This window comes from Azospirillaceae bacterium (genome assembly GCA_028283825.1).
Taxonomy (GTDB): domain Bacteria; phylum Pseudomonadota; class Alphaproteobacteria; order Azospirillales; family Azospirillaceae; genus Nitrospirillum.
The window spans coordinates 113,694-134,025 of the sequence record JAPWJW010000004.1 but is presented as its reverse complement, the minus strand read 5'-3'; the positions used below and the strand labels follow the sequence as shown (position 1 = coordinate 134,025).

Genomic DNA, 20,332 nt, shown 5'->3' with positions numbered 1-20,332 from the left:
GCCTTGACCAGGATGGGCAGGCGGTGGGGTGGCACGGTTGGCATCGTCATGGGGCCCCTTCCCTCAAACCACCGCGCAGACGGTCTTCCATTCCAGGTAGTTGTCCAGCGCCGCCAGGCCGCTGTCGCGGCCGTAGCCGGACTGCTTCACGCCGCCGATGGGCAGGCTGGCGTCATACATGGAGTGGGTGTTGATCCACACCGTGCCGGCCTGCACGCGGCGCGACAGGCGATGGGCGTGGGACAGCGACTGGGTCCAGATGCTGGCCGCCAGGCCGTAGACGCTGTCGTTGGCGGCGGCCACCACCTCATCCACGTCGGTGAAGCGCTGGATCACCAGCACGGGGCCGAACACCTCTTCCCGCACGATTTCCATCTGCGGCTTCACCTGGGCGATCACGGTGGGGGCGATGAAGGTGCCGGCGGGGCCCAGCCGCTCACCGCCCGTCACCACGCTGGCGCCGGCGGCACGCGCCCCGTCGATCAGTCCCGCCACCCGTTCCGCCTGCTTGGCCGAGACCAGCGGGCCCATCTGGGTGGCCGGGTTCAGGCCGTGGCCCAGCTGCATGCCCTGGGCCTGGGCCGCCACCCCCTCCAGCACACGGTCATAGATGTCGGCGTGGACATAGGCGCGGGATCCGGCCACGCAAACCTGGCCACCGTTGAAGAAGATGGCGTTGGCCACGCCGGGCACCGCCAGGTCCAAATCGGCGTCGGGCAAGACGATGACCGGCGACTTGCCGCCCAGTTCCAGGGTCACGCGCTTCAGGTTGCCCTTGGAGGCGTCCAGGATGGCGCGGCCGGTGGCGGTGGATCCGGTGAAGGCCACCTTGTCCACGTCGCCATGGGCGGCAAGGGCGGAGCCCGCCGTGGCGCCGCGCCCGGTGATGATGTTCAGCACGCCCTCGGGCAATCCCGCCTGCATCATCAACTCGCCCAGGCGCAGGGCGGTCAGGGAGGTGTCCTCCGCCGGCTTCAGCACCACGGTGCAACCGGCGGCCAGGGCCGGGGCCAGCTTCATGGCCGTCAGCACCAAAGGCGAGTTCCAGGGCACGATGGCGGCGACCACGCCCACCGGCTCCCGCAGGGTCCAGGCCTGCACCTGCTTGCCCTGCGGCTGGTAGGTCACCGAGGTGTTGATGGTCCGGCCCTCGATGGTCAGGCACTGGCCGGCGTAAAAGCGGAACTGCCCGATGGCGCCGGGGATCTCCGCCCAGCGGCCGACGAACAGCGGCTTGCCCTGGTCCAGGGTCTCCAGCTCCGACAGCTCATCGATGTGCTGTTCCAGGATGTCGGCGATGCGCCACAGGATGGCGGCGCGCTGGGCCGGCACCGTCTCCGCCCAGGCGGGGAAGGCCCGGCGCGCGGCGCGGACGGCGGCGTCCACGTCCTCAGGCTGGGCATCGGGGATATGGGCCAGCACCTTGCCCGTGGCCGGATCGATGGTCTCGATCTTGGCGCCGCTGGCCGCCTGCACCCACTGGCCGCCGATCAGCATGGCGCCGTCGCGGGGGGCCCGACAGATAGGCCCGCGCCGCCTCGGTCGCCGGGGTGCCTGCCTCTAAAATCTCAACCATCGTCGGCCTCCTCCAAGAATGCTCGAATAGAAAACTCTAGCGTGTCGCCTGGTGCAGCCAGGCGATCAGGGCGTCGCGGTCGGCCTTGTCCGGCATGCCGGGAAACGCCATGGTCGTGCCCGGCACCAGCGTGGCGGGCCGCGTCAGCCAGGCGTCCAGCGTGGCGTCGTCCCAGACGATGCCGCTGGCCGGCAAGGCCTTGGAATAGTGGAAATCGGGCTCCTGCCCCGCCTTGCGGCCGAATAGGCCATGCAGATTGGGGCCGACCTTGTGCGGCTTGTCGGCCGCGAATTCATGGCAGGTGCGGCAGCGGATGGCCAGGCGCTCCCCCTTGTCCGGTGTCTGCGCGGCAGCCGGCAGGGTCGCCAGCAGGGCCAGCAGGGCCAAGGACGGAAGGACGCGACGACGCGCAGCGCGGGCGGCAAGACCCAAGGAAGCCTCCAGTTATGCGGGTGCAATGAAACGACCCGACGGGGCGCCAAGTCGATGTGCCCCGTCGGTTATGGCCGTACAGTGGACAAAGTTTGATTTGATCGCCCTCAAACGGCGTGCGCCGGCATCCGCCGGCTGGCCTTGTCCTCGCTTTCCAGTCCGCTAACGCTTCCCGGAAAGCTCCGGCGGCCCCAATCGGGGCCTACAGCGGTATGGGACTCAGTCCCATACCGCTGGCCGATCAGGCGATCACCGCCCCGGCAAGGTACGCGGCGCCGGTGGCTGCGGCGGGGCCCAGCCGGCCGGAACCGGCGCCGGCTTCTGCTCGCGCGCGTAGTTCTCCAGGCTGGACAGCGACGGGCCGTAGTCGCTGTCGGGGGCCGACAGCCACTTGGGATCCAGGGCCTTGGCCGCCGCCACTAGATCCGGCGGCAGCTTGTCCAGGCTTTCCACCATGCCGAAGGTGCAGAAGTAATTGATGCAGCCCGGCGCCTGGCCCATCAGCATCCAGGGCAGCCAGGGCGTCACGCGCGCCCACGACCCGATGCAGGGCACGTGGGTCTTGGCCGGGTTTTCCAGGTCGGCGCGCTTGACGACGTAGTGGAACAGTTCCGACACGCGGTTGTAGGCGCCGGTCGATTCGCGCGGCCATTTGTCGGGCTGCAGGGCCGACGGGTAGAACAGGTGGATGTCGCTTTCCACGTGGACGGTGTCGTCCGGCCCGAAGGTCCAGTTCAGCAGGAAGGGGCGCTTGGGCGGCGCCTCCTTGTTCAGGCCGCCGTAGGACGGCGGTTCGGGCAGGAATTCGCTGATGGTGAAGTTGAACGGATCGTTGGCGATGGGAACGACGCGCACATCCTCATTGGTGTAGGGGTTGTGCCAGGTGTCCATGATCTGGCCGGTCTGGGCGTTCCGGTAGAAGCCGATCTCGCGCAGCATGCGGCGCCAGCTGCCGTCGGGCAGTTGCTGGGACCGCACCAGGCTGAAGCCATCGACGCTGAACAGGGTGCGCACCGGCTCATTATCCCGCACGCCATAGACGTTGCCGCGGAAGAAGCCGATCTTCTGCTTGGTCGGATCCAAATCCATGTCCAGGCGGGCATAGGCGTCCCGGTTCCACTTGGGATCCTTGAAGTCGATCTTGGTCAGGAAGGTGGGCGTGGCCGCACTCGCCGGCCCCGCGGGCGCCAGGGTGCCCATCCCCAACGTACCGGCCGCCATGGCCAGACCCGCCAGCCCCAGACTCTCACGCCGCGTCATCTCCGGTCCGCTCATGTCCCCAAACTCTCCTGTTAGTGGTTATTATACGCGCGGCGGCTGATCGTGACCGATCAACCGCCCCCTCAATCGGCGGGCGCCGGCATCCGCCGGCTTGGCCTTCCTCGCTTTCCAGTCCGCCTGCGCCTCCCCGGAAAGCTCCGGCGGGCGCGGTCGCGTCCTAGATTTGGTTTTGCTCAGGCCTTCTCCAGAATCTCCATGGCGGCGCCCTCGCCGGTTTCCATGGCCGATTCCATGCCGTGTTCCAGACGGCGCAGATGTTCGCCGGCGAAGTGGATGCGGCCGGCGGGCTTGCCCATGTCGGCGGCGAAACGCTTCACCTGGCCGGCGCCGAACACCTGCTTCATGCCGCCGATATAGGGATTGCGGCCCCAACTGTGGCCCAGCAAGAACTCCAGGGATCCGGCCATGGCGGGCCGCGCGCGGATCAGTTCCGCCAGGGCCAGGTCGGCCTGCTGTTCCACCGCGCGGTCGTCCCAGCGGGTGGCGCCGTCGCCGTTGACCCAGACCACCAGGCTGTCGATGGCGCCGGTGGCCGGGCTTTTCAAGGCGAAGGCGCGTTCGAACGGCAGGTCGCTCCACAGCGACGGCGGCAGGCCGTCCTTTTCCCAATAGGGCCTGGTGATGCGGAAGTGCAGTTGGGTGGTGGCGGTGTAGAGGGCGCCGGCGATGGCATCCGTCTGGGCCTCCGGCAGGCCGGGGGTGAAGCGGATGCGCCGCGCCGCCGAAAAGGGGGCGGCCATCACCAGGTACTTGGCGGTCAGCACGTCGCCGCCGGCCAGTTGCACCTGCACCCGGTCGGCCGTCTGGTCCACCGCCACCACCGGGCTGTCCAGGCGCACCGGATGCTTCAGGGCCGCCGCCATGGCGCGGGGCAGCGTGTCGGCGCCGCCGACGATGTAGCTGCGCTCCACATTCGCGGCGCCGAATTCCGGCTGGTTGTCCTTCAAGCCCTCCGCCCGCGCCCGGGCCAGGTCGCGGAACAGGCTGAGGGCGGAGACGCTTTCCAGGTTGGGCGCGTTGACATCGACACCAGCCAGGCGGATCGCCTCTTCCGACACGCCCTTGGCCCGCATGAACTCGGCGGCGGAAACGTCGTAGGCCATGTTGGCCGGTTCCAGCCAGTCACCGGTGTTGGTGAAGGGCAGCCACTTCTGGAACAGCCCGGGCTGCAGCACGAAGGGCGGCATGGCCCGCTCGGCCCCGCGCGTCAGGTTGTTGGCGGCACCGGCCCAGTCCTTGGCCGACACGGCGCTGCCGTTCACGTGGATCAGCATATCGGTGGGGACGATGCCCTGGGGCGTCAGGCCCACGTTCAGCCGGCCGCAGGCGTCGCGCACGCGGCCGTACAGCGGCCCGACCTCGCTGGCGCCCAGTTCCGCCTGATAGCCGTCGCGGCGGGCGGTGCGCAGGCGGCCGCCGACGCGGTCCGACGCCTCCACCACCTGCACGCTCAGGCCCTGGGATTCCAGGATGCCGGCGGCGTTCAGGCCGGCCAGGCCGGCGCCGATGACGATGACGTCCACCGTCTGCGGCCCCTTGGCCCAGGCACGGCGGGTGGTGGACAGAATGACGGGGGCCGCAAGCAAACCGCCGATGACAGCGCGGCGGGATGGGGCGGTGGGCGGCAAGGGGGAGCGATCGTGGCGGGGCATGGGGAGCATCCAACGTTAAAAGGGAACGTCAAAAGGATGTTTTCATCCCGGGTTCTCCCGGGACGGCCCCGCCGGCGTAGGGCTTGACCGAACGATCCCCCCAAATGCCGCGCGCGCCAAAGCGCATGCGATGTCTTGTCCACTACTCGGACAACCCGGGAACTGCGCTTACGGCAGGCAGTCAATTATTTACGGAGATGCAGTCATTTACCAGTCAGCACAACTATCTTTTGTAGATTTTATAAGAAAAGTGGTTGGTGTTGGTCCGGCGATGGCGCGGCCGTCCGCCGTCAAAACCGCCCGGGATGGCGCTCCGCCATGTACCGGGCGGGTGAGGTGCCCAGCGCCTTGCGGAACATGGTCACGAAGCTGGCCGCACTCTCGTACCCCAGATCATCGGCGACCTGCTGGATGGAGGCGCCGCCGGCCAGCCACTTGACCGCGAACAGGACGCTGAGCTGCTGGCGCCAACGGCTGAAACTCATGCCCGTCTGCTGGGAGATCAGGCGGGTCAGGGTGCGTTCGCTCAGGCCCACGCGCCGCGCCCAGACCGCCATCAGGCTGCGGTCCGCCGGTGCCGCCAGCATGAGGTCGACCATCTTGCACAGGCGGGCATCCGTCGGCATGGGCAGGTGCAGGTCCGCCACCTCCACCGTGGCCAGCTCGTCCAGCAGGACGGTCATCAGGCGCGATTCCGCCCCGCCCTCCGGATACAGCGCCGGCAAGGTGGCGGCGCGGGCCAGCAGTTCGCGCAGCAGGGGCGTCACCGACACGGCGCAGCAGGTCTGGGGCAGGCTGGCGGCCACGTCCGGCTCCACGAAGGCGCCGTATCCCGTCAGCAGGCCGGTGACCTTGATGGCGTGCAGCGCGCCGCCGGGGATCCAGATGGCGCTGCGGGGCGGCACGATCCACAGGCCACCCTCCACCTCGCAACTCAGCGCCCCCTCCTGCACCAGGATCAACTGGCTTTTCCGGTGGTGGTGCGGGTCCAGTTCGATGCGGCCCACATCCACGTTGGCGACGCCGAAGCACACCACCGGCCGGGGCACGTCGTCGGGCTCCAGCCAGTTCCGGTCCGATGGTTCCTGCATCATCGGCATCGTTCGGCCCTCCTCCGTCGCGAAAGCTGATCATGTGACCGATCTCGCATCGTACTCGGTCCGCGCCCGCTCCATGGCCTGCCAGTTTTCACCGATCCACTTGGCGAAGAACTCCAGCGGAGGAAGCATGCCCTTCCCCATGACGCTAAGCTCATATTCGACTCGAGGAGGAACTTCGGCGAAATAATGACGCACAACCAGACCATTACGTTCCAGCATTCGCAGCGTCAGTGTGAGCATTCGCTGCGAGATACCCTCCACGCCACGCTTTATTCCGGAGAATCTAAGCCGATTACCCGGTGTCTGCGCCAATAGCAATACCACAAGAATTGTCCATTTGTCCCCAAGGTGCGTCAGCATATCGTGCGGCGCGCAAGACAGTGCTCCGATGCCATGAGACGCCCCTTCGTCCGACTCATCCACCGTCGTCGACATAGGTTCCCTCCTTGTAACCGGGGCACAGGCATGTGCCGTCTTGTACCGACGGCGCCACAGTATAACTTAGTTACTAACAATAGTAACTTTTAGGAACAAACATGAAGAACGTCGGAATTATTGGCGCTGGGCATGTCGGCGAGGCGCTTGCTTGCCGGCTTGGCGAGACGGGGCATGCCGTGAAGGTGGCGAACTCCCGCGGTCCTGACAGTCTCGGGGCGTTCGCGCAAAGGACGGGCGCCGAGGCTGTCGACATCGCCGGCATTTCGCTCGGGGTGGACGTTCTCATTATCGCGATCCCTATGGCACGCATCCGCGACTTGCCGAAGACTGTTATCGCGACGCTGCCGCGAGGCGCGATCGTGGTGGACGCGGGTAATTACTATCCGCTGCGGGACGGGGCGATTCCCGAGATCGATGCTGGCCTGGCCGAGTCCCAGTGGGTGTCCCGGACACTGGGCGTCGCCGTGACCAAGGCATTCAACAACATCATCGCATCCAGGTTGGCCACAGGGGGCGAGTCCGAAGGCGATCCACACCGCATTGCGCTACCCGTCGCCGGCGACGATCCTAGGGCGCGGGCCGACATCATGGCGATCGTGGAACGGCTGGGATTTGGCGCTGTCGATGCGGGGCCATTATCGGAATCGTGGCGTCAACAGCCGGGGCAGCCAGCCTACTGCACAGACCCGACGCGCGAAGAGTTGCCGCTACTGCTCCGGCGGGCCGATCGAACGAAAGCCCCTCAAGGCCGAGACAGGGCATCAAGGATACTTGCCAGGCTCCCAGATCATTATCCAGCGGATCAGCTTGTCCGGGTTTCAAGAATTTTCGTGGGGTTGGACAAGACAAAGCCGAGGAGTTGGCTTGCCGTGCTTCGGCTTGGCATGGCGCTTCTTCGGCCGCCACGTTGATCTCATTGCCGTAAAGAGGGCGTTTAGAGCAAGATGCGATCATGCGTGATCGCATCTTGCTCTAAAGCTGTTCATGATAGAGCGGAACACGATCAGGTGATTCCACCTGATCGTGTTCCGCTCTAACGTCCGCCATTTCTGGGGGTGCTTAGCCGCGACACCCGCAGATATGGCCCGGCAACCGGAAACTCAGTTGAGGCCCAGGGCGCCCGGGTTCATGACGCCGTCGGGGTCGGCCCAGCGCTTCACGCTGCGCAACAGGTCGGCCGCCGCCGGGTTGCGGTCAGCCATTACCTGATACTGGCGGCCGGCCTGCATGTGGACGGCGCCGTGCTTGCGATACAGCGCCACGATCTCCGCCTTCACCGTTTCCACCAGGGTGGTGCCCTCCGGGTTGGCGGGGTAGCGCGGCAGGCTCTGGACCGCCGACGGCTCCAGGATGCGGTCGTGGAATTCGGCCCGCTGCTCCTCCCAATAGATCGCGACCTCATAGAGGAAGGCGTTGGTGGCGACGGTGCTGAACATGGCGGCGGTCACCACCTTGTGCTTCTTCAACGCGTCGGCGTGGCGGGCGTAGATGGCCTGCAGGTCGGCGTGGAAGGCGGTGGCCTGGCTGAAGGGCATCAGGCCGTGCACGGGGACCCACCGCTCCCCCTTCGGGCCCATGATGTGGTTCAGCGGCGGGAAGGGATATGCGCGCACCACCGTGGGCATGGAATTCTCGATCTCCCGCCCGAAGGTGCTGGCCGCCGCGCGGATGCGGCGCAGCATGGAGCGCTCCTCATCCTTGTCGGCAGCATCGACCGTGAAGTGTGCGGAATAGTTCACATCCTTCAGGAAGTTCTTGCCCGCCAGGACGATCTTGGCCATCTGCACCAGGGAGGCGACCGGGCCACGGCCGGCGCGGCCCACGGCCAGCAGCATCTTCAGATCCGACTTCAAATCACCCATGCCAAGCCGCTGTTTTTGCAGCAGGGGGTCCAAGCCGAAGGATTCGGACGCCACCCCCTCGCGCGCCACGGCGGCCATGGCGCCGCGCAGCGCCTCGAAATCCTGGAAGCCGAAGGAGATGCCGGTGGCGATGGGGCGGCGGCGCACCAGGCGCAGGGCCGCCGCCGTCTTGATGCCCAGGGCACCCGCGTCCGCCCCGAACAGGCCGGTCAGATCGGGACCGTAATGACGGAAGAAAGCCGCCGTCTGGCCATGTCCCCAGCTGCCGGTGCGGATCAGCGCCCCGTCGGCCAGCGCCACCTCCATCCCCAGCACGCTGTCCACCGCCGTGCCGAAGATGCCGGTGCCGTAGGTGCAGGCGTTCTGCGACAGCGACCCGCCGATGGTGGCGCGGATGCCGGAAAACGGGCCCCAGAAGGGTGCCCGCAGGCCCAGGGGCGCCAGGGCCGCGTCCAGGGCGGCCCAGGTCACGCCGGCCTCGGCCACCACGTACATGTCGGTCTCGTTGATCTCCAGGATGCGGTCCAGGCGGCTGGTGTCCACCATCACCGCCCCGGCCGCCGGCGCCAGGTAGCCGCCGGAATAGGACATGCCGCCGCCGCGCGGCACCAGGGCCACACCGCTGCCCTTCAGGGCCGCCAGCGCCTCCACCAGCACCTGGCGGGTGGCGGGGCGGATCACCGCCTGCAAGGGGGCGCCGGCGGTGTAGACGTCATGGCCGTAGAAGGCCAGGGACGCCGCGTCGGTCAACACCGCGTCGTCGCCCAGGATGCCGCGCAGCCGGTTCAGGTCGGTGGTGGGGGACGCGAGGCCGGCGGTTTCAGACATCAAAGGCGTTCCTTGGCGGGGGTATCAACAGAATGCGCCAACCATGCCCGTTCCGCGCGGGCCCTTCCCGGCCAGCGTGCGCCCTATCCGGCCTGTGGACAGGGTATCAGGCGGCGGGGGCGGTCTCGGGGAAGCGGTGGGGCATGGGGCCCAGGGCACCCAGCGCCAGCCCACCCAGGGCCAGGCCCAGGGCGCAGGCGCCCAATCCGGCGCCATAGCCGCCGGTCAGGTCATACAGGCGGCCCAGGGTCATGGGGCCCAGGCCGGCGCCCAGGGCGAAGAAGCCCAGCTGCCAGCCATAGATGGCGCCGTATTCCCGCATGCCGAAATACCGGCTGACCAGGAAAGCGACCAGATCGACCTCCGCCCCCGCCGCCAGGCCGACCAGCACCACGGCCGCCGTGGCCAGGCCCGGCCGGCCGCTGGACAGGGCCAGCAGGCCGCAGCCGAAGGCGGCCGCCGCCATGACGGCGAAGGCGACGGCGGGCGGGTGGAAGCGGTCCACCAGGCTGCCCACGCCCAGGCGGCCGATGATGATGGCGAAACCCAGCAGGCTGGCGAACCAGACGGCGTCGCCCCTTGCCATGCCCCCGCCCACCAGCAGCGGCACCAGGTGGACGATCAGGGCGGCGATGGCGAAAGACACCACCAGCATGCCAAAGCCCAGCAGCCAGAAGCGGCGGGTGCGGCGGGCCTGGGCGGCGCTGAATCCCGGCAGGATGGGGACGGGCTGGGCGATGGTGGCCTTGGGCGCCACCGGTTCCTGGAACAGCAGGCCGACCACCACCAGGCCCAGCACCGCCACCAGGGCGCCCTGCCCCAGGTAGGCGGCACGCCAGCCATGGTTGGCCACCAGCCATTGGGTAAAGGGGGGTGCCAGGATGGCGCAGACGCCGGTGCCGGCCAGGGTCAGGCCCAGGGCCAGGCCGCGGGCCTGGTCGAACACCGTGTTGATGGCGCGGGTCCACACCACCGGCAGGGTGCCGGCCCCCATCACCATGGCGGCACCGAAGGACAGGTAGAAGCCGGTCAGCGACGGGCCGATGCGGCTCAACCCCGCCAGGCCCAGGGCCAGCAGCAACAGGGAGGTCAGGCCCACCCGCCGGCCGCCGAAGCGGTCGACCAGCCGGCCCACGGGATAGCCCAGGAACAGGGTGGTTGCGGTGGTCAGCAGGGTGGCGCTGGCGATTTCCGTGCGCGACCAGCCGAACTCCTGCGTCAGGGGGCCGATGAAGATGCCCAGGGTGTAGAAGCTGAGACCGGTGATGCCCAGCCCCACCCCGGTGGCGGCCGCCAGCACCAAGCGCCAGCCCCGCCGAAACTCGCTTGCCGTCTGGTTCATCATGCCCGCCCGAAGCGCCAGTAGATCAGGGCCGACAGGATGTTCAGGGCGGCCGGGATGACGCCGAAGGCCAGCATGACGCCGGTCAGGGCGCTGGCCGTCTGCGGCAGGCCGGCCACGGCGTGGGCGGCGTCGAAGCCGAAGGCCGACAGCACGAAACCCACCAGCAGGGTGCCGCCCAGGGCGAAGCCGATCTTGTCGGCCGCGATCCAGGCGGCGGAATACAGGCCGGCGTGGGCCTGATCCTCACCCGCGATGTCCGACATGATGGAGAAGCCCAGCAGGGTCCAGCCGGAATTGACCACCGCCGCCACGAAGGAGAAGGCATAGGCCGCGACCACGCCGGCGTCGGCGCTCAAGGACCACGCCAGGTATGACAGGCCATATCCTGCGGCCGACAGGACGTAGATGGGCTTCTTGCCCACCCGCCGGGCCAGCGCCACCCACAGGGGCTGGGCCACCACGATGGCGGCACAGGCGATCAGCACCAGCCCGCCGATCAGCTGGAAGGCGTCGGTCCGGGCCATGTTGTAGGTCAGGAAGTACAGCATGGAGGCGTAGGCCATGCCCGACCCCGCCAGCTGCAGCAGGTTGGCCAGCAGTAGGATGGAGAAGCGCGGTGCCAGCAGGGTGGAGATCACCTCCCCCGCCGACAGGCGCACATGCGCCACCACCGGGGCGGTGACGGCCTCGGCCCGCTGGCGGGCGGCGCGGCCGATGCCGAAATAGGCCAGCACCAGGGCCACCGGGCAGACCACCGCCAGGAAGTGGGACATGGCCTCATAGGCCGGCTGCCCGCCGCCCTGGCTTTGCACGATGTAGGGCGACAACGCCCCGCCCACCAGGATGCCGATGGCGGTGAACACCAGGCGCCAGGCCATCAGCACGGTGCGCTGGTGCGGATCGGACGATAATTCACCGGAAATGGCCAAATAAGGCACCGAAAAGCACGCGAAAACCGCCATGTACAGGCTGAACGCCAACGCCACGTAGATGACCCGGCCGGTGACCGGCAGATCCGGCACATGGAACAGCAGGATCAAGGCGATGGGCGTGCCGACCGCGCCGACCAGCAGCCAGCGGCGGCGGGCGAAGCGGTGCTTCCACCGGTCGGACAGGATGCCGACCAGGGTGTCGCAGCCTACCCCCCACACCAGCTTGGGAATGAAGATCGCCGCCCCCGCCAAGGCCGGCATGATGCCCAGCACGTTGGTCATGAAGAACAGCAGCAGCAGGGATGGAACGTCACGGAAGACTTGGCCGGCGATCTGGCCGACCCCATATCCGGCCTGGGCCAGAAGACTCAGGCGGCCGGACGGGCCGGTCGATACCTCAGAATACGCGGTCATGCTGCTTTTTGCCCCCTGCCCCATGCTTTGGTGACAGGGCATCTCACGGGCGCGCGTTTGTGAAGCCCGGCACCACCCATCAACCGCCAGGTGGACAGTTTCCGGGGCCCGCTTGGCCTTTGCCGCCGCCGGCCCTTCAATCCCCCCAACGCACCATCACGGAACCGGGAGCGGGCACATGCTGAACACCTTCCAACAAACAGCGCATCCGGTGCTGCCCAAGCCTACGCATGACGAGGCGGCACGCCAGGAATTCACCAAGGCTTTCAAGGGGTTCATCCAGCAGAAGCTGCTGCCCGGCCTCACCCCCGTCTACCAGAGCCGCGTCGTCCCGAAGTTCGAGCGCGAGCACGGCCGCAAGCCGGTCGACCGCCGCGACATCCGCGCCGGCATGGTGCACGACCTGTATTTCCAGCACTACGCCGCCGCCAACCGCATCGCCCAGGAACTGCTGTGGGAATCGACCAACGTGACGGTCGATCGTGAGTTGCCTGAGTTGAACGCCAAGGCGGCCGAGCTGTCGGCCGGGTCCAAGGCCATCCTGGACATCCCGGAAGGCTTCGTGGCGCCGCGCTATGTCACGGCGCTGGACATCCACTGCATGCCGGGCGGCTACACCACCGAGGTGACCAAGGGCGACATCTCCGTCGGCGCGCTTGTACGACCGTGGCGTCTACCTCTACGCCATGGGCTACACCGGCCCCTTCAACGACGACATGGGCCGGTCGGTCTGCAACTACGTCAAGCGCCGCCTGAACGGCTTCAAGCCGCGCCGCATCCTGGACATGGGTTGCACCGTCGGCCATTCCACCCTGCCCTACAAGGAACTGTTCCCGGACGCGGAGATCTGGGGCATCGACGTGGCCGCACCCCAGGTGCGCTACGCCCACGCCCGCGCCGCCGGCCTGGGGCTGGAGGTCAACTTCGCCCAGATGAACGCGGAGGAGACCCGCTTCCCCGACGGGCATTTCGACCTGGTCGTCAGCCACATCCTGCTGCACGAGACCAGCGCCAAGGCCATGCCGCGCATCTTCCAGGAATGCCATCGCCTGCTGGCGCCCGGCGGCTACATGATCCACGCCGACCTGCCGCCGTTCGACCTGATGGACCCGTTCACCCAGTTCATCCTGGACAACGAGACCTGGTACAACAATGAGCCGTTCTGGGGCGCCATGCGCGACATGAACCAGTACGATTTGGCCGAGCGCGCCGGTTTCGACCGCGCCGACGTGCGCTTCGACACCGCCCCCATGGCGGTGATGGAGTTCGCGGCCCAAGCCGTCACCGGCTACAGCGAGGAAGCGGCCAACGCCGTGGCGGAGCGTGAATTCGCCGCCGGCGAGTTCGCCCCCGGCGGCGGCTGGGAAGTCCTGATCGCCCACAAGCCTGAAACCACCGCCCGCAAGGATGCCGCCTGATGTCCGCTGAACGTCCGCACGTCGTCAAGGACGCCAAGGGCAAACGCCCGAATTTCTATGACACCCCCGGCCTGGACCAGGCCGTCTCCATGATCATGGTGCTGGCCAACGAACTGTCGGTGCTGCGCGACCGGCTGGACAGCGCCGAGCGCGTGGCCAAGGCCGGTGGCCTGGACCTGGCCGCCGGTATCGAGACCCTGGTGCTGGACCAGGCGGCACTGGAGGAACGTGAGGCCCGCCGCCAGGATTTCCTGGAGCGGCTGTTCTACCTGCAGCGCAAGGAAGCGGCGGAAGCCGCGCAAGCCGAGACGACCGAGCGCTTCAACAGCGCCATCGACGAGATCGCGACACCCTGAACCCGTGGGGTTGAGCGATGACTGCGGCGCCCATCCGTTCCCCGGTTGGCGCCTATCCTTCCCGGGGGCGTCGGTTTCGGCGCCCCCGTTTTTCTTGTTCGGGATCAGGCGGCATCCTGCGTCATTTTCGATCATCGGCTGTCCCCACGGTTGACATCGACGGTCCCCTGTCCTGGCATGGGCGCCCCAAAACGCAACCCGCTGAGGAAGAACGCCATGGAACATCGCGAACTGGGCCGCTCGGGCCTGAAGGTCCCGCCCCTCTGCTTCGGCGGCAACGTCTTCGGCTGGACGGCGGACGAGGCCCGGTCCTTCGCCCTGCTTGACGCGCTGGTGGAGGCGGGGTTGAATTTCATCGACACGGCGGATGTCTATTCCCGCTGGGTTCCCGGCCACACTGGCGGGGAGTCGGAAACCATCATCGGCCGCTGGCTGGCCAAGCGCGGCCGGCGCGACGATGTCGTCATCGCCACCAAGGTCGGCATGGACATGGGCGAGGGCAAGACCGGCCTGTCCGCGCGCCGCATCCGCCAGGCGGTGGACGAATCCCTGGCGCGCCTCAACACCGATTACATCGACCTCTACCAGTCGCACAGCGATGACCAGGGCACGCCACTGGAGGAAACGCTGGGCGCCTATGACGCGCTGATCAAGGCGGGCAAGGTCCGCGCCATCGGCGCGTCCAACTACAGCGCGGCCCGCCTGTCCCAGGCGCTGGAGGTCAGCGCCGCCAACGGCCTGCCCCGCTATGAGACCTTGCAGCCGCTGTACAACCTGGTGGAACGGCCGGCCTTCGAAGGCGAGTTGGAACAGGTGTGTCTGACGCGGAAGGTGGGCGTCATCCCGTTCTTCTCGCTGGCCAGCGGCTTCCTCACCGGCAAGTACCGGTCTAAGGAGGATGCGGCCGGCAAGGCCCGCGCCCGGCATGTCGAGAAGTACTTGAACGATCACGGCTTCCGCGTGGTCGCGGCCCTGGACACGGTCGGCGCCCGGCATGGCGCCAAGCCCGCCGCCGTGGCCCTGGCCTGGCTGATGGCCAAGCCCGCCATCACCGCCCCCATCGCCAGCGCCACCAGCGTGGAACAACTGGCGGATCTGGTGGCGGCCACGCGCCTGACGCTGGATACCGACGCCATCGCGGAACTGGACGCCGCCAGCGCCCCGGCCTGAGGCCGACGTTTGCCGGATTGGCCGCGCGGGCACACGCCATGCCCGCCCGGCGGCGACCGCTCCTGACAGTTTCCGGCACGCCGACGGGTTAGCAATTGGGGGAAGAACCCCAAGCGCACTGCCACGTTAAAGGAAAAATGAATGGTCGCGTTGTCCCCCGCCGCCCTGGAAGCGTTCCTGACCGAAGAGGACGATACCGAGGTCGTGATGTTGAACCTCATCCGGTTCGCGCCCGATGGCGGCCGGGACCGGTATCTGGAATATCTGGGCATGGCCAAGCCGATCCTGGCCCGGTTCGGCGCGAAGATCCTGTTCGGCGGCGATGGCCTTCCGGCGCTTACCGAAGGGCGGGAACAGGGATGGGATACCGCCGTGCTGGTTCAGTATCCCCGCCGCTCCGCGTTCAAGGACATGGTCGCCGATCCGGAATACCAGATCGCGTTCAAGGTCGGCGTATCGGCCATCGCCGACATCGTGCTGCAGCCCCTGAAGCCTATCGACGGCCTGGTTTGACGCGAGACGCCTGATTGCTGGCTGGTTCCGCCGCGCGGGCGCACGCCATGCCCGCGCGGCGGCGACCAACCTTGATCAGCCGGCGAAGAACGCGCGAAGCTGGGCGTGCATCCAGGGATAGAAGCCTTCCGCCGGCGTGTTCAGCCGCGATTTCAGATCGCGCGTGAGATCGTCGGCCAACACCTCGAGTGCCCCGGACGCGACGCCCTCGTAAGCCTGCGCCACCACGCCGGCGGGGCTGGATTTGGGGACATCGTACCCGGCCGCCATCGGCGTATCGATCATGCCGACCAGCAGGCCCGTCACCTGCGTGCCCTGCCCTTCCAGTTCGAACCGCAAGGCGTTGGTCGCCGACCAGAAGGCCGCTTTCGACGCCGCATAGGCGGTCGGCATGCTGACCCAGGCGGCCGATGACAGGATGTTGAGGATGGTTCCGCCCCCGTTCGCGCCGAGGACGGGGGCGAAGGCGTTGGCGACGCGCAATGAGCCGAAGAAGTTGGTCTCGAAGATGCGGCGCAGTTCCGCTTCCGGGCCGGCGATGGAATCGCCCGACGGCGCGATGGCCGCGTTGTTGATCAGCAGATCGACGTCGGGCGCCGCCGCGACGGCGCTCGCGACCGCTGCCACGTCGGTGATATCGAGCGGCAGCGGCTGTATCCGGTCATCATTCCAGCTTTCGGGCCAGCGCGCCGCCGCATAGACCTTCGCGGCCCCGCGCTCGATCGCCTGCCGGACAAACTCCCGGCCCAGGCCGCCATTCGCGCCGGTAACCAGGACAATTCGGCCATCAATGCGTGGATTGGCCTTGTCGGAAGATACGGTCATCGCTTACTCCAGGGATATATGGGGGCACTCCCCATATAAATGGGGACAGCCCCCGCTTTTTCAAGGCAACGGACGATGGCTGCTGATAAACGCGTGAAGGAACTCCGGCCCCTGCGCGCCGATGCCCGGCGGAACCGCGATGCCATCCTGCGGGCGGCGCGGGAGGTGTTTGAGACGGAGGGGGTGCTCGCGTCGCTGGACGCGATCGCCGTCCGCGCCGGGGTCGGGAACGCGACGCTTTACCGGAATTTCCCGACACGGGAGGATCTGCTCGCCGCCGTGATGGAGGCCAGCATCGCCATTGCAATGGATGAGGCGGAAAGGCTGGGTCGCGAGCTTGCGCCCCGTGACGCCTTTGCCGGATGGCTGGTGTGGTTGACCTGGCAGCTGCGGCTTTGGCACGATCTGCCCCAATGCGTCGCCGCCGCCAGCGGCACGGCGGAGTCGTCGATGAGCCCGCCGGTCGCATCCCTCATGGCCGCCACGGAACACCTGCTCGAACGGGCGCGGGACGCGGGTGCCGCCGTTGATACCGTCACGGCGAGCGAAGTGTTCGAGCTGGTGACGGCGCTGTCCTGGGCCGTCGACCGATTTGGCGATGATGAGACGGCCGCGCGCCGGCGTGTCGAGGTCGCGACCGCCGGGCTTTTCACACCGTCACGCGGCGCATAGCGCCGGGGGCGGTGCGAACAGAGTGAAACGGGGCGCCCATTTCAGTGGGCGCCCCGCTCCGGTCAGTTGCCGATGACCTGCACCAGGTCAGCAGGCGCCTTGGCGAAGGGCTCACGCGAGCCGTCTGACGTCAGCTTACGGGCCTTGTCGTCCCAGCGCAGGGTGGCGGTCTGACCGCCCTTGCCCTTCTCGTAATCCAGGCTCAGGCCGTCATCGTCATAGACTGTGAAGCTGCCGTCACGGCCGGGATAGACCTTCAGCGCCACGATCTTCTGCTTCTCCGCCGTCGATTGCACGTCGGATCCCAGCGGCAGGATGGAACCGGCGCGCACGAACAGCGGGATCTGGTCGATGGGCGAGGCCACCGTGACCCACTGGCCGCCGGCCAGCTTCTGGTTGGTCCAGTAATTGTACCAATCGGTGCCGGCGGGCAGATAAACCTGTTTCTCCGTCTGGCCCGGTTTGGTCACCGGCGCCACCAGGAAGGCCGGGCCCAGCAGGTATTCCGTGCCCAGGTCAGCCACGTTGGGATCGTGGGGGAAGTCCATCCACAAGGCCCGCATGAAGGGCACGCCCGTGTCGTACGTCGCCTTGGCCTGGGAATACAGGTAGGGGATCAGGGCGTACCGCAGCTTGTCATACCGGGCCATGATGGCCTCCGCCTCCGGACCGAAGGCCCAGATCTCGGTATGCTTGCGATCGCCGTGCAGGCGCAGGGTGGGCAGGAAGGTGCCGTACTCGAACCAGCGGACCAGCAGTTCCGGATAGTCGTGGTTCTGGCCCACCACATCTTCGGCACCGGCCGGGCTCACCAGCGGCGTGCCGGTGTAGCTGGTGGTCTGCGGCAGGTACTGCCAGCCGCCGATGTCGTTGCCCCAATAGGCGATGCCCGAGGCCGTCATGTTCAGGCCGGTGGGGATCTGGCGCTGCAGCACCTCCCACTGCGGGCTGATGTCGGACGACCAGAACAGGCCGCCGGTGCGCTGCGATCCCAGGTAGGCGGCGCGCGCCAGGATCAGGGGCCGGCGGTTGGGCTTCCACGCCCTCAACCCCTGCGTCGCCGATTCCACATGCAGCAGGGGGAAGACGTTGTGGTACCGGTCGCCGGATCCGATGGAATAGAAGAAGCCATCGGGCACCAGGTCCGGTTCCGTCTCATCCAGCCAGGGATAGTCGAAGCCATGGCTCAGGATGTTGTCGCGGGCGTGTTCCCAGAACCACTTGCGGGCGGCGGGGTTGGTGGAATCGATCAGGCCGCCGGTGCGGTCGGAGCGGAAGGGCAGGCCGTCCACGGTCTTGCCGTCCTCGTCCTTCAGCAGATAGCCCTTGGTGTCCAACTCATTGAAATAGCGGCCCGAGGTCTCATACCGCGGCCAGATGGACACGATGGACTGCATGCCCATGGCGTGCAGTTCCTGGTTCATGGCATCGGGGTTGGGGAATTCGGCCGGGTTGATGTCCATCTGGCCCATGCGGGTCCAGTAGAACCAGTCCAGCACCATGATATCCAGCGGGTACTGCTTCTGCCGGTAGGTCTTGGCAACCCGCAGGATCTCATCCTGGCTGTCGTAACGCGCCTTGGACTGGATCAGGCCGAAGGCGGCCTTGGGCGGGATGGGCGTGCGGCCGGTCAGGCGGGCATAGGCGCCATAGATGTCGGTCGGCGTGTCGCCGGTGATGACGAAGAAGCTGACCCGCTCACCCACGTTGGACGCGATGGAGGTGGCACCGTTGATGCCGGCGTTCAGGATGGTGTCGGACGGGTTGTCCCAGACGATGGCATAACCCTTGGAACTGACCAGCACCGGGATGCAGACGGTCTCGCCCCCCGGCGCGTCGTACCAGTGCTTGCAGTCGATGGTGCGGCCGCGCAGATCCAGCGGGCCCAGCGACATCTGGTTCTGGCCCATGCCGTAATAATGCTCATCCGCCGGGGACTTGAAGCTGGCGCCGACCTGGTAGGTCTTCTCGCCCGCCACGGTGTGCGGCGCCATGGACCAGCCGTCCATGTTCAGCACGACTTCGCCTTGAGCGTTCTTCACCTGCAGGTTCACCTGCGGCAGCTGCGGGGCGAAGTACTTTTCCATCTGGCTGGGCACGCGCGGCGGCTTGGCGGCGTCGACGTGCAGGGTCAGGGCATTGGAGGTGAAGCTGTCGCCGCCCTGGTCGGTGGTACGCCGGAAACCGCCGTTGTTGGCGGCCTCAGGGATCAGGCCGTAGCCGGGGGCCTTCAGCGCTTCATCCTTCTCCGTCGCGATGGTGACGCGCACCACGTTGGGGCCGTAGCCCTCGACCGAGACCCAGGCGCCGGCGCGATCCAGCACCGTGATCGGCTCGGCCTTGGCCGCAGCGGTCAGGGCCAGCGCGGAGACGAAACCAGCCAGTGCCGCCCGCAGGAACGGCGTCTTCTTCCTTGAACCCACCATCTTGAGATCCATGTCCTCCTGATTTTATGGGGACATAAGTACTATAAATCTGACCCAGGCCAAGCCTGCTAATCGCCGGCGGTCGAAATACCACCGGGGGTCGCGGCCCCCGCCCCTTCCGCCACCAGCCAGTCGATGAAGGCCGTCAGCGCCGGTGTCTTGTTGGCGTCGAAGGGCGTCAGGGCGACGTAGCCGGTGCGGGATACGGTGATGTCGGGGAACGGGGTTAGTAGGCGCCCGCTGTCCAGGTCGGCTTGCAGGACAGGCAGGGGGCCGACGCCGATGCCCAGGCCGTCGGCCACGGCCTGAAGGGTGACGAAGAAATGGTCGAACATCCGCCGCCGCTGTTCGGCGCGGTGGGGCAGGCCGGCGCGTTCCAGCCAATCGGTCCAGTCCCCCGGCCGCGTCTCGCTACCCAGCAGGACGTGGCCGGCGATATCGGCCGGCTGGTCCAACGGCAGGCACGCCAACAGGGCCGGGCTGATGATCACGGTGTCGGCCTCATCCAGGAAATGCACCGCCCGGTACTGCGGCCACAGGGACTGTTCCGCCACGCCGCGCCGGATGGCCAGGTCGAAGCCGCCGCGCAGTTCGCCATGGACCGTCGTCGCGGTGGTCACCACCACCTCCACATCCGGGCGCTCGCCATGGAAGCGTTCCAGGCGGGGGATCAGCCAGCGCATGGCGAAGGTGGTGGGGGCGTTGACGCGTAGGATGCGCCGTGCGGACGGGCGCCCGCAGGCCTCCGCCGCCATGACCACGCGGTCGAAGGACAGGCTGACCTCCTCCGCGAAGGCGCGGGCCGCCTGGGTCGGCACCATGCGCCGTCCCGTGCGCACGAACAGCCGCTGGCCCAGCCAGGCCTCCAGCAGGGCGATCTGCCGGCTGACGGCGCCATGGGTCAGGCCCAGCGCGGCGCCGGCCTCGGCATAACTGCCGGTCCGGGCCGCGACCTCGAAGACACGCAGGGCATTGAGCGGCGGCAGGCGGCGCATGGGAGAACCCGTGAGAAAAGCGGACAGAACGCGTGAGAAGCCTCACTCTATTCGACAAAAACTGACGGGTATAGGGTCGTCGCCAGACATCGCAAAC

The 20,332-nt window shown here is 67.5% G+C and carries 19 protein-coding genes; 6 read left to right on the top strand and 13 right to left on the bottom strand.

What is annotated here, in order from left to right; all coding sequences use genetic code 11:
• Window positions 1–63: 63 nt before the first annotated feature.
• The 6 genes from PW843_24930 to PW843_24905 form a co-directional block, all read right to left on the bottom strand.
• Window positions 64–1,497 (bottom strand): aldehyde dehydrogenase family protein, encoded by a 1,434-nt coding sequence (locus tag PW843_24930; GenBank protein MDE1149809.1) that lies wholly within the window; start codon window positions 1,495–1,497, stop codon window positions 64–66.
• A 115-nt stretch (window positions 1,498–1,612) separates the two neighbouring features.
• Window positions 1,613–2,008, bottom strand: a complete 396-nt coding sequence (locus PW843_24925) for a cytochrome c family protein (GenBank protein ID MDE1149808.1) — start codon at window positions 2,006–2,008, stop codon at window positions 1,613–1,615.
• A 249-nt stretch (window positions 2,009–2,257) separates the two neighbouring features.
• Complete coding sequence (locus tag PW843_24920; GenBank protein MDE1149807.1) at window positions 2,258–3,283, bottom strand: DUF1838 family protein; 1,026 nt, start codon at window positions 3,281–3,283, stop codon at window positions 2,258–2,260.
• Window positions 3,284–3,462: 179 nt separating this feature from the next.
• A complete protein-coding gene (locus PW843_24915; GenBank protein MDE1149806.1) occupies window positions 3,463–4,941 on the bottom strand; it encodes an FAD-dependent oxidoreductase in 1,479 nt (492 codons plus the stop codon).
• Window positions 4,942–5,231: 290 nt separating this feature from the next.
• Window positions 5,232–6,041, bottom strand: coding sequence for a helix-turn-helix transcriptional regulator (locus PW843_24910; GenBank protein ID MDE1149805.1), 810 nt, complete (start codon window positions 6,039–6,041; stop codon window positions 5,232–5,234).
• 30 nt (window positions 6,042–6,071) lie between these two features.
• Window positions 6,072–6,476 carry a helix-turn-helix domain-containing protein gene (locus PW843_24905; protein MDE1149804.1) on the bottom strand — a complete coding sequence of 135 codons (405 nt, stop codon included), beginning with the start codon at window positions 6,474–6,476 and terminating at the stop codon, window positions 6,072–6,074.
• A gap of 101 nt (window positions 6,477–6,577) precedes the next feature.
• Between PW843_24905 and PW843_24900 the strand changes: the two genes are divergently transcribed.
• Window positions 6,578–7,390 (top strand): NAD(P)-binding domain-containing protein, encoded by an 813-nt coding sequence (locus PW843_24900; protein MDE1149803.1) that lies wholly within the window; start codon window positions 6,578–6,580, stop codon window positions 7,388–7,390.
• Between the two features lie 189 nt (window positions 7,391–7,579).
• On the opposite strand, the gene PW843_24895 is transcribed toward PW843_24900, so the two are convergent.
• The 4 genes from PW843_24895 to PW843_24880 form a co-directional block, all read right to left on the bottom strand.
• On the bottom strand, window positions 7,580–9,169 hold the full coding sequence (locus tag PW843_24895) for an FAD-binding oxidoreductase (GenBank protein MDE1149802.1): 1,590 nt from the start codon (window positions 9,167–9,169) through the stop codon (window positions 7,580–7,582).
• 106 nt (window positions 9,170–9,275) lie between these two features.
• Window positions 9,276–10,514 (bottom strand): MFS transporter, encoded by a 1,239-nt coding sequence (locus PW843_24890; GenBank protein ID MDE1149801.1) that lies wholly within the window; start codon window positions 10,512–10,514, stop codon window positions 9,276–9,278.
• Window positions 10,511–11,860: an MFS transporter gene (locus PW843_24885; protein ID MDE1149800.1), complete on the bottom strand. Its 1,350-nt coding sequence runs from the start codon at window positions 11,858–11,860 to the stop codon at window positions 10,511–10,513. Before PW843_24885 ends, PW843_24890 begins: the two co-directional genes overlap by 4 nt.
• Window positions 11,861–11,996: 136 nt before the next feature.
• Complete coding sequence (locus tag PW843_24880; GenBank protein MDE1149799.1) at window positions 11,997–12,458, bottom strand: hypothetical protein; 462 nt, start codon at window positions 12,456–12,458, stop codon at window positions 11,997–11,999.
• Between the two features lie 58 nt (window positions 12,459–12,516).
• On the opposite strand from PW843_24880, the gene PW843_24875 reads away from it, so the two are divergent.
• From PW843_24875 to PW843_24860, 4 genes are all read left to right on the top strand, one after another.
• Window positions 12,517–13,278: a class I SAM-dependent methyltransferase gene (locus PW843_24875; GenBank protein ID MDE1149798.1), complete on the top strand. Its 762-nt coding sequence runs from the start codon at window positions 12,517–12,519 to the stop codon at window positions 13,276–13,278.
• Window positions 13,278–13,634, top strand: coding sequence for a hypothetical protein (locus PW843_24870; GenBank protein ID MDE1149797.1), 357 nt, complete (start codon window positions 13,278–13,280; stop codon window positions 13,632–13,634). Before PW843_24875 ends, PW843_24870 begins: the two co-directional genes overlap by 1 nt.
• 216 nt (window positions 13,635–13,850) lie before the next feature.
• The gene (locus PW843_24865) at window positions 13,851–14,804 is read left to right on the top strand and encodes an aldo/keto reductase (GenBank protein ID MDE1149796.1); all 954 of its coding nucleotides are present in this window, start codon (window positions 13,851–13,853) and stop codon (window positions 14,802–14,804) included.
• 150 nt (window positions 14,805–14,954) lie between these two features.
• Window positions 14,955–15,317 carry a DUF1330 domain-containing protein gene (locus PW843_24860; GenBank protein ID MDE1149795.1) on the top strand — a complete coding sequence of 121 codons (363 nt, stop codon included), beginning with the start codon at window positions 14,955–14,957 and terminating at the stop codon, window positions 15,315–15,317.
• Window positions 15,318–15,392: 75 nt separating this feature from the next.
• Here PW843_24860 and PW843_24855 read toward each other — a convergent pair whose 3' ends face one another.
• Complete coding sequence (locus tag PW843_24855) at window positions 15,393–16,142, bottom strand: SDR family oxidoreductase (protein ID MDE1149794.1); 750 nt, start codon at window positions 16,140–16,142, stop codon at window positions 15,393–15,395.
• A gap of 75 nt (window positions 16,143–16,217) precedes the next feature.
• On the opposite strand from PW843_24855, the gene PW843_24850 reads away from it, so the two are divergent.
• On the top strand, window positions 16,218–16,814 hold the full coding sequence (locus PW843_24850; GenBank protein MDE1149793.1) for a helix-turn-helix domain containing protein: 597 nt from the start codon (window positions 16,218–16,220) through the stop codon (window positions 16,812–16,814).
• A gap of 62 nt (window positions 16,815–16,876) precedes the next feature.
• On the opposite strand, the gene PW843_24845 is transcribed toward PW843_24850, so the two are convergent.
• Both PW843_24845 and PW843_24840 read right to left on the bottom strand, forming a co-directional pair.
• Entirely contained in the window at window positions 16,877–19,252 is a 2,376-nt protein-coding gene (locus PW843_24845; protein MDE1149792.1) for a glycoside hydrolase family 31 protein, read from the bottom strand.
• A gap of 56 nt (window positions 19,253–19,308) precedes the next feature.
• Complete coding sequence (locus PW843_24840; protein MDE1149791.1) at window positions 19,309–20,235, bottom strand: LysR substrate-binding domain-containing protein; 927 nt, start codon at window positions 20,233–20,235, stop codon at window positions 19,309–19,311.
• Window positions 20,236–20,332: the final 97 nt, after the last annotated feature.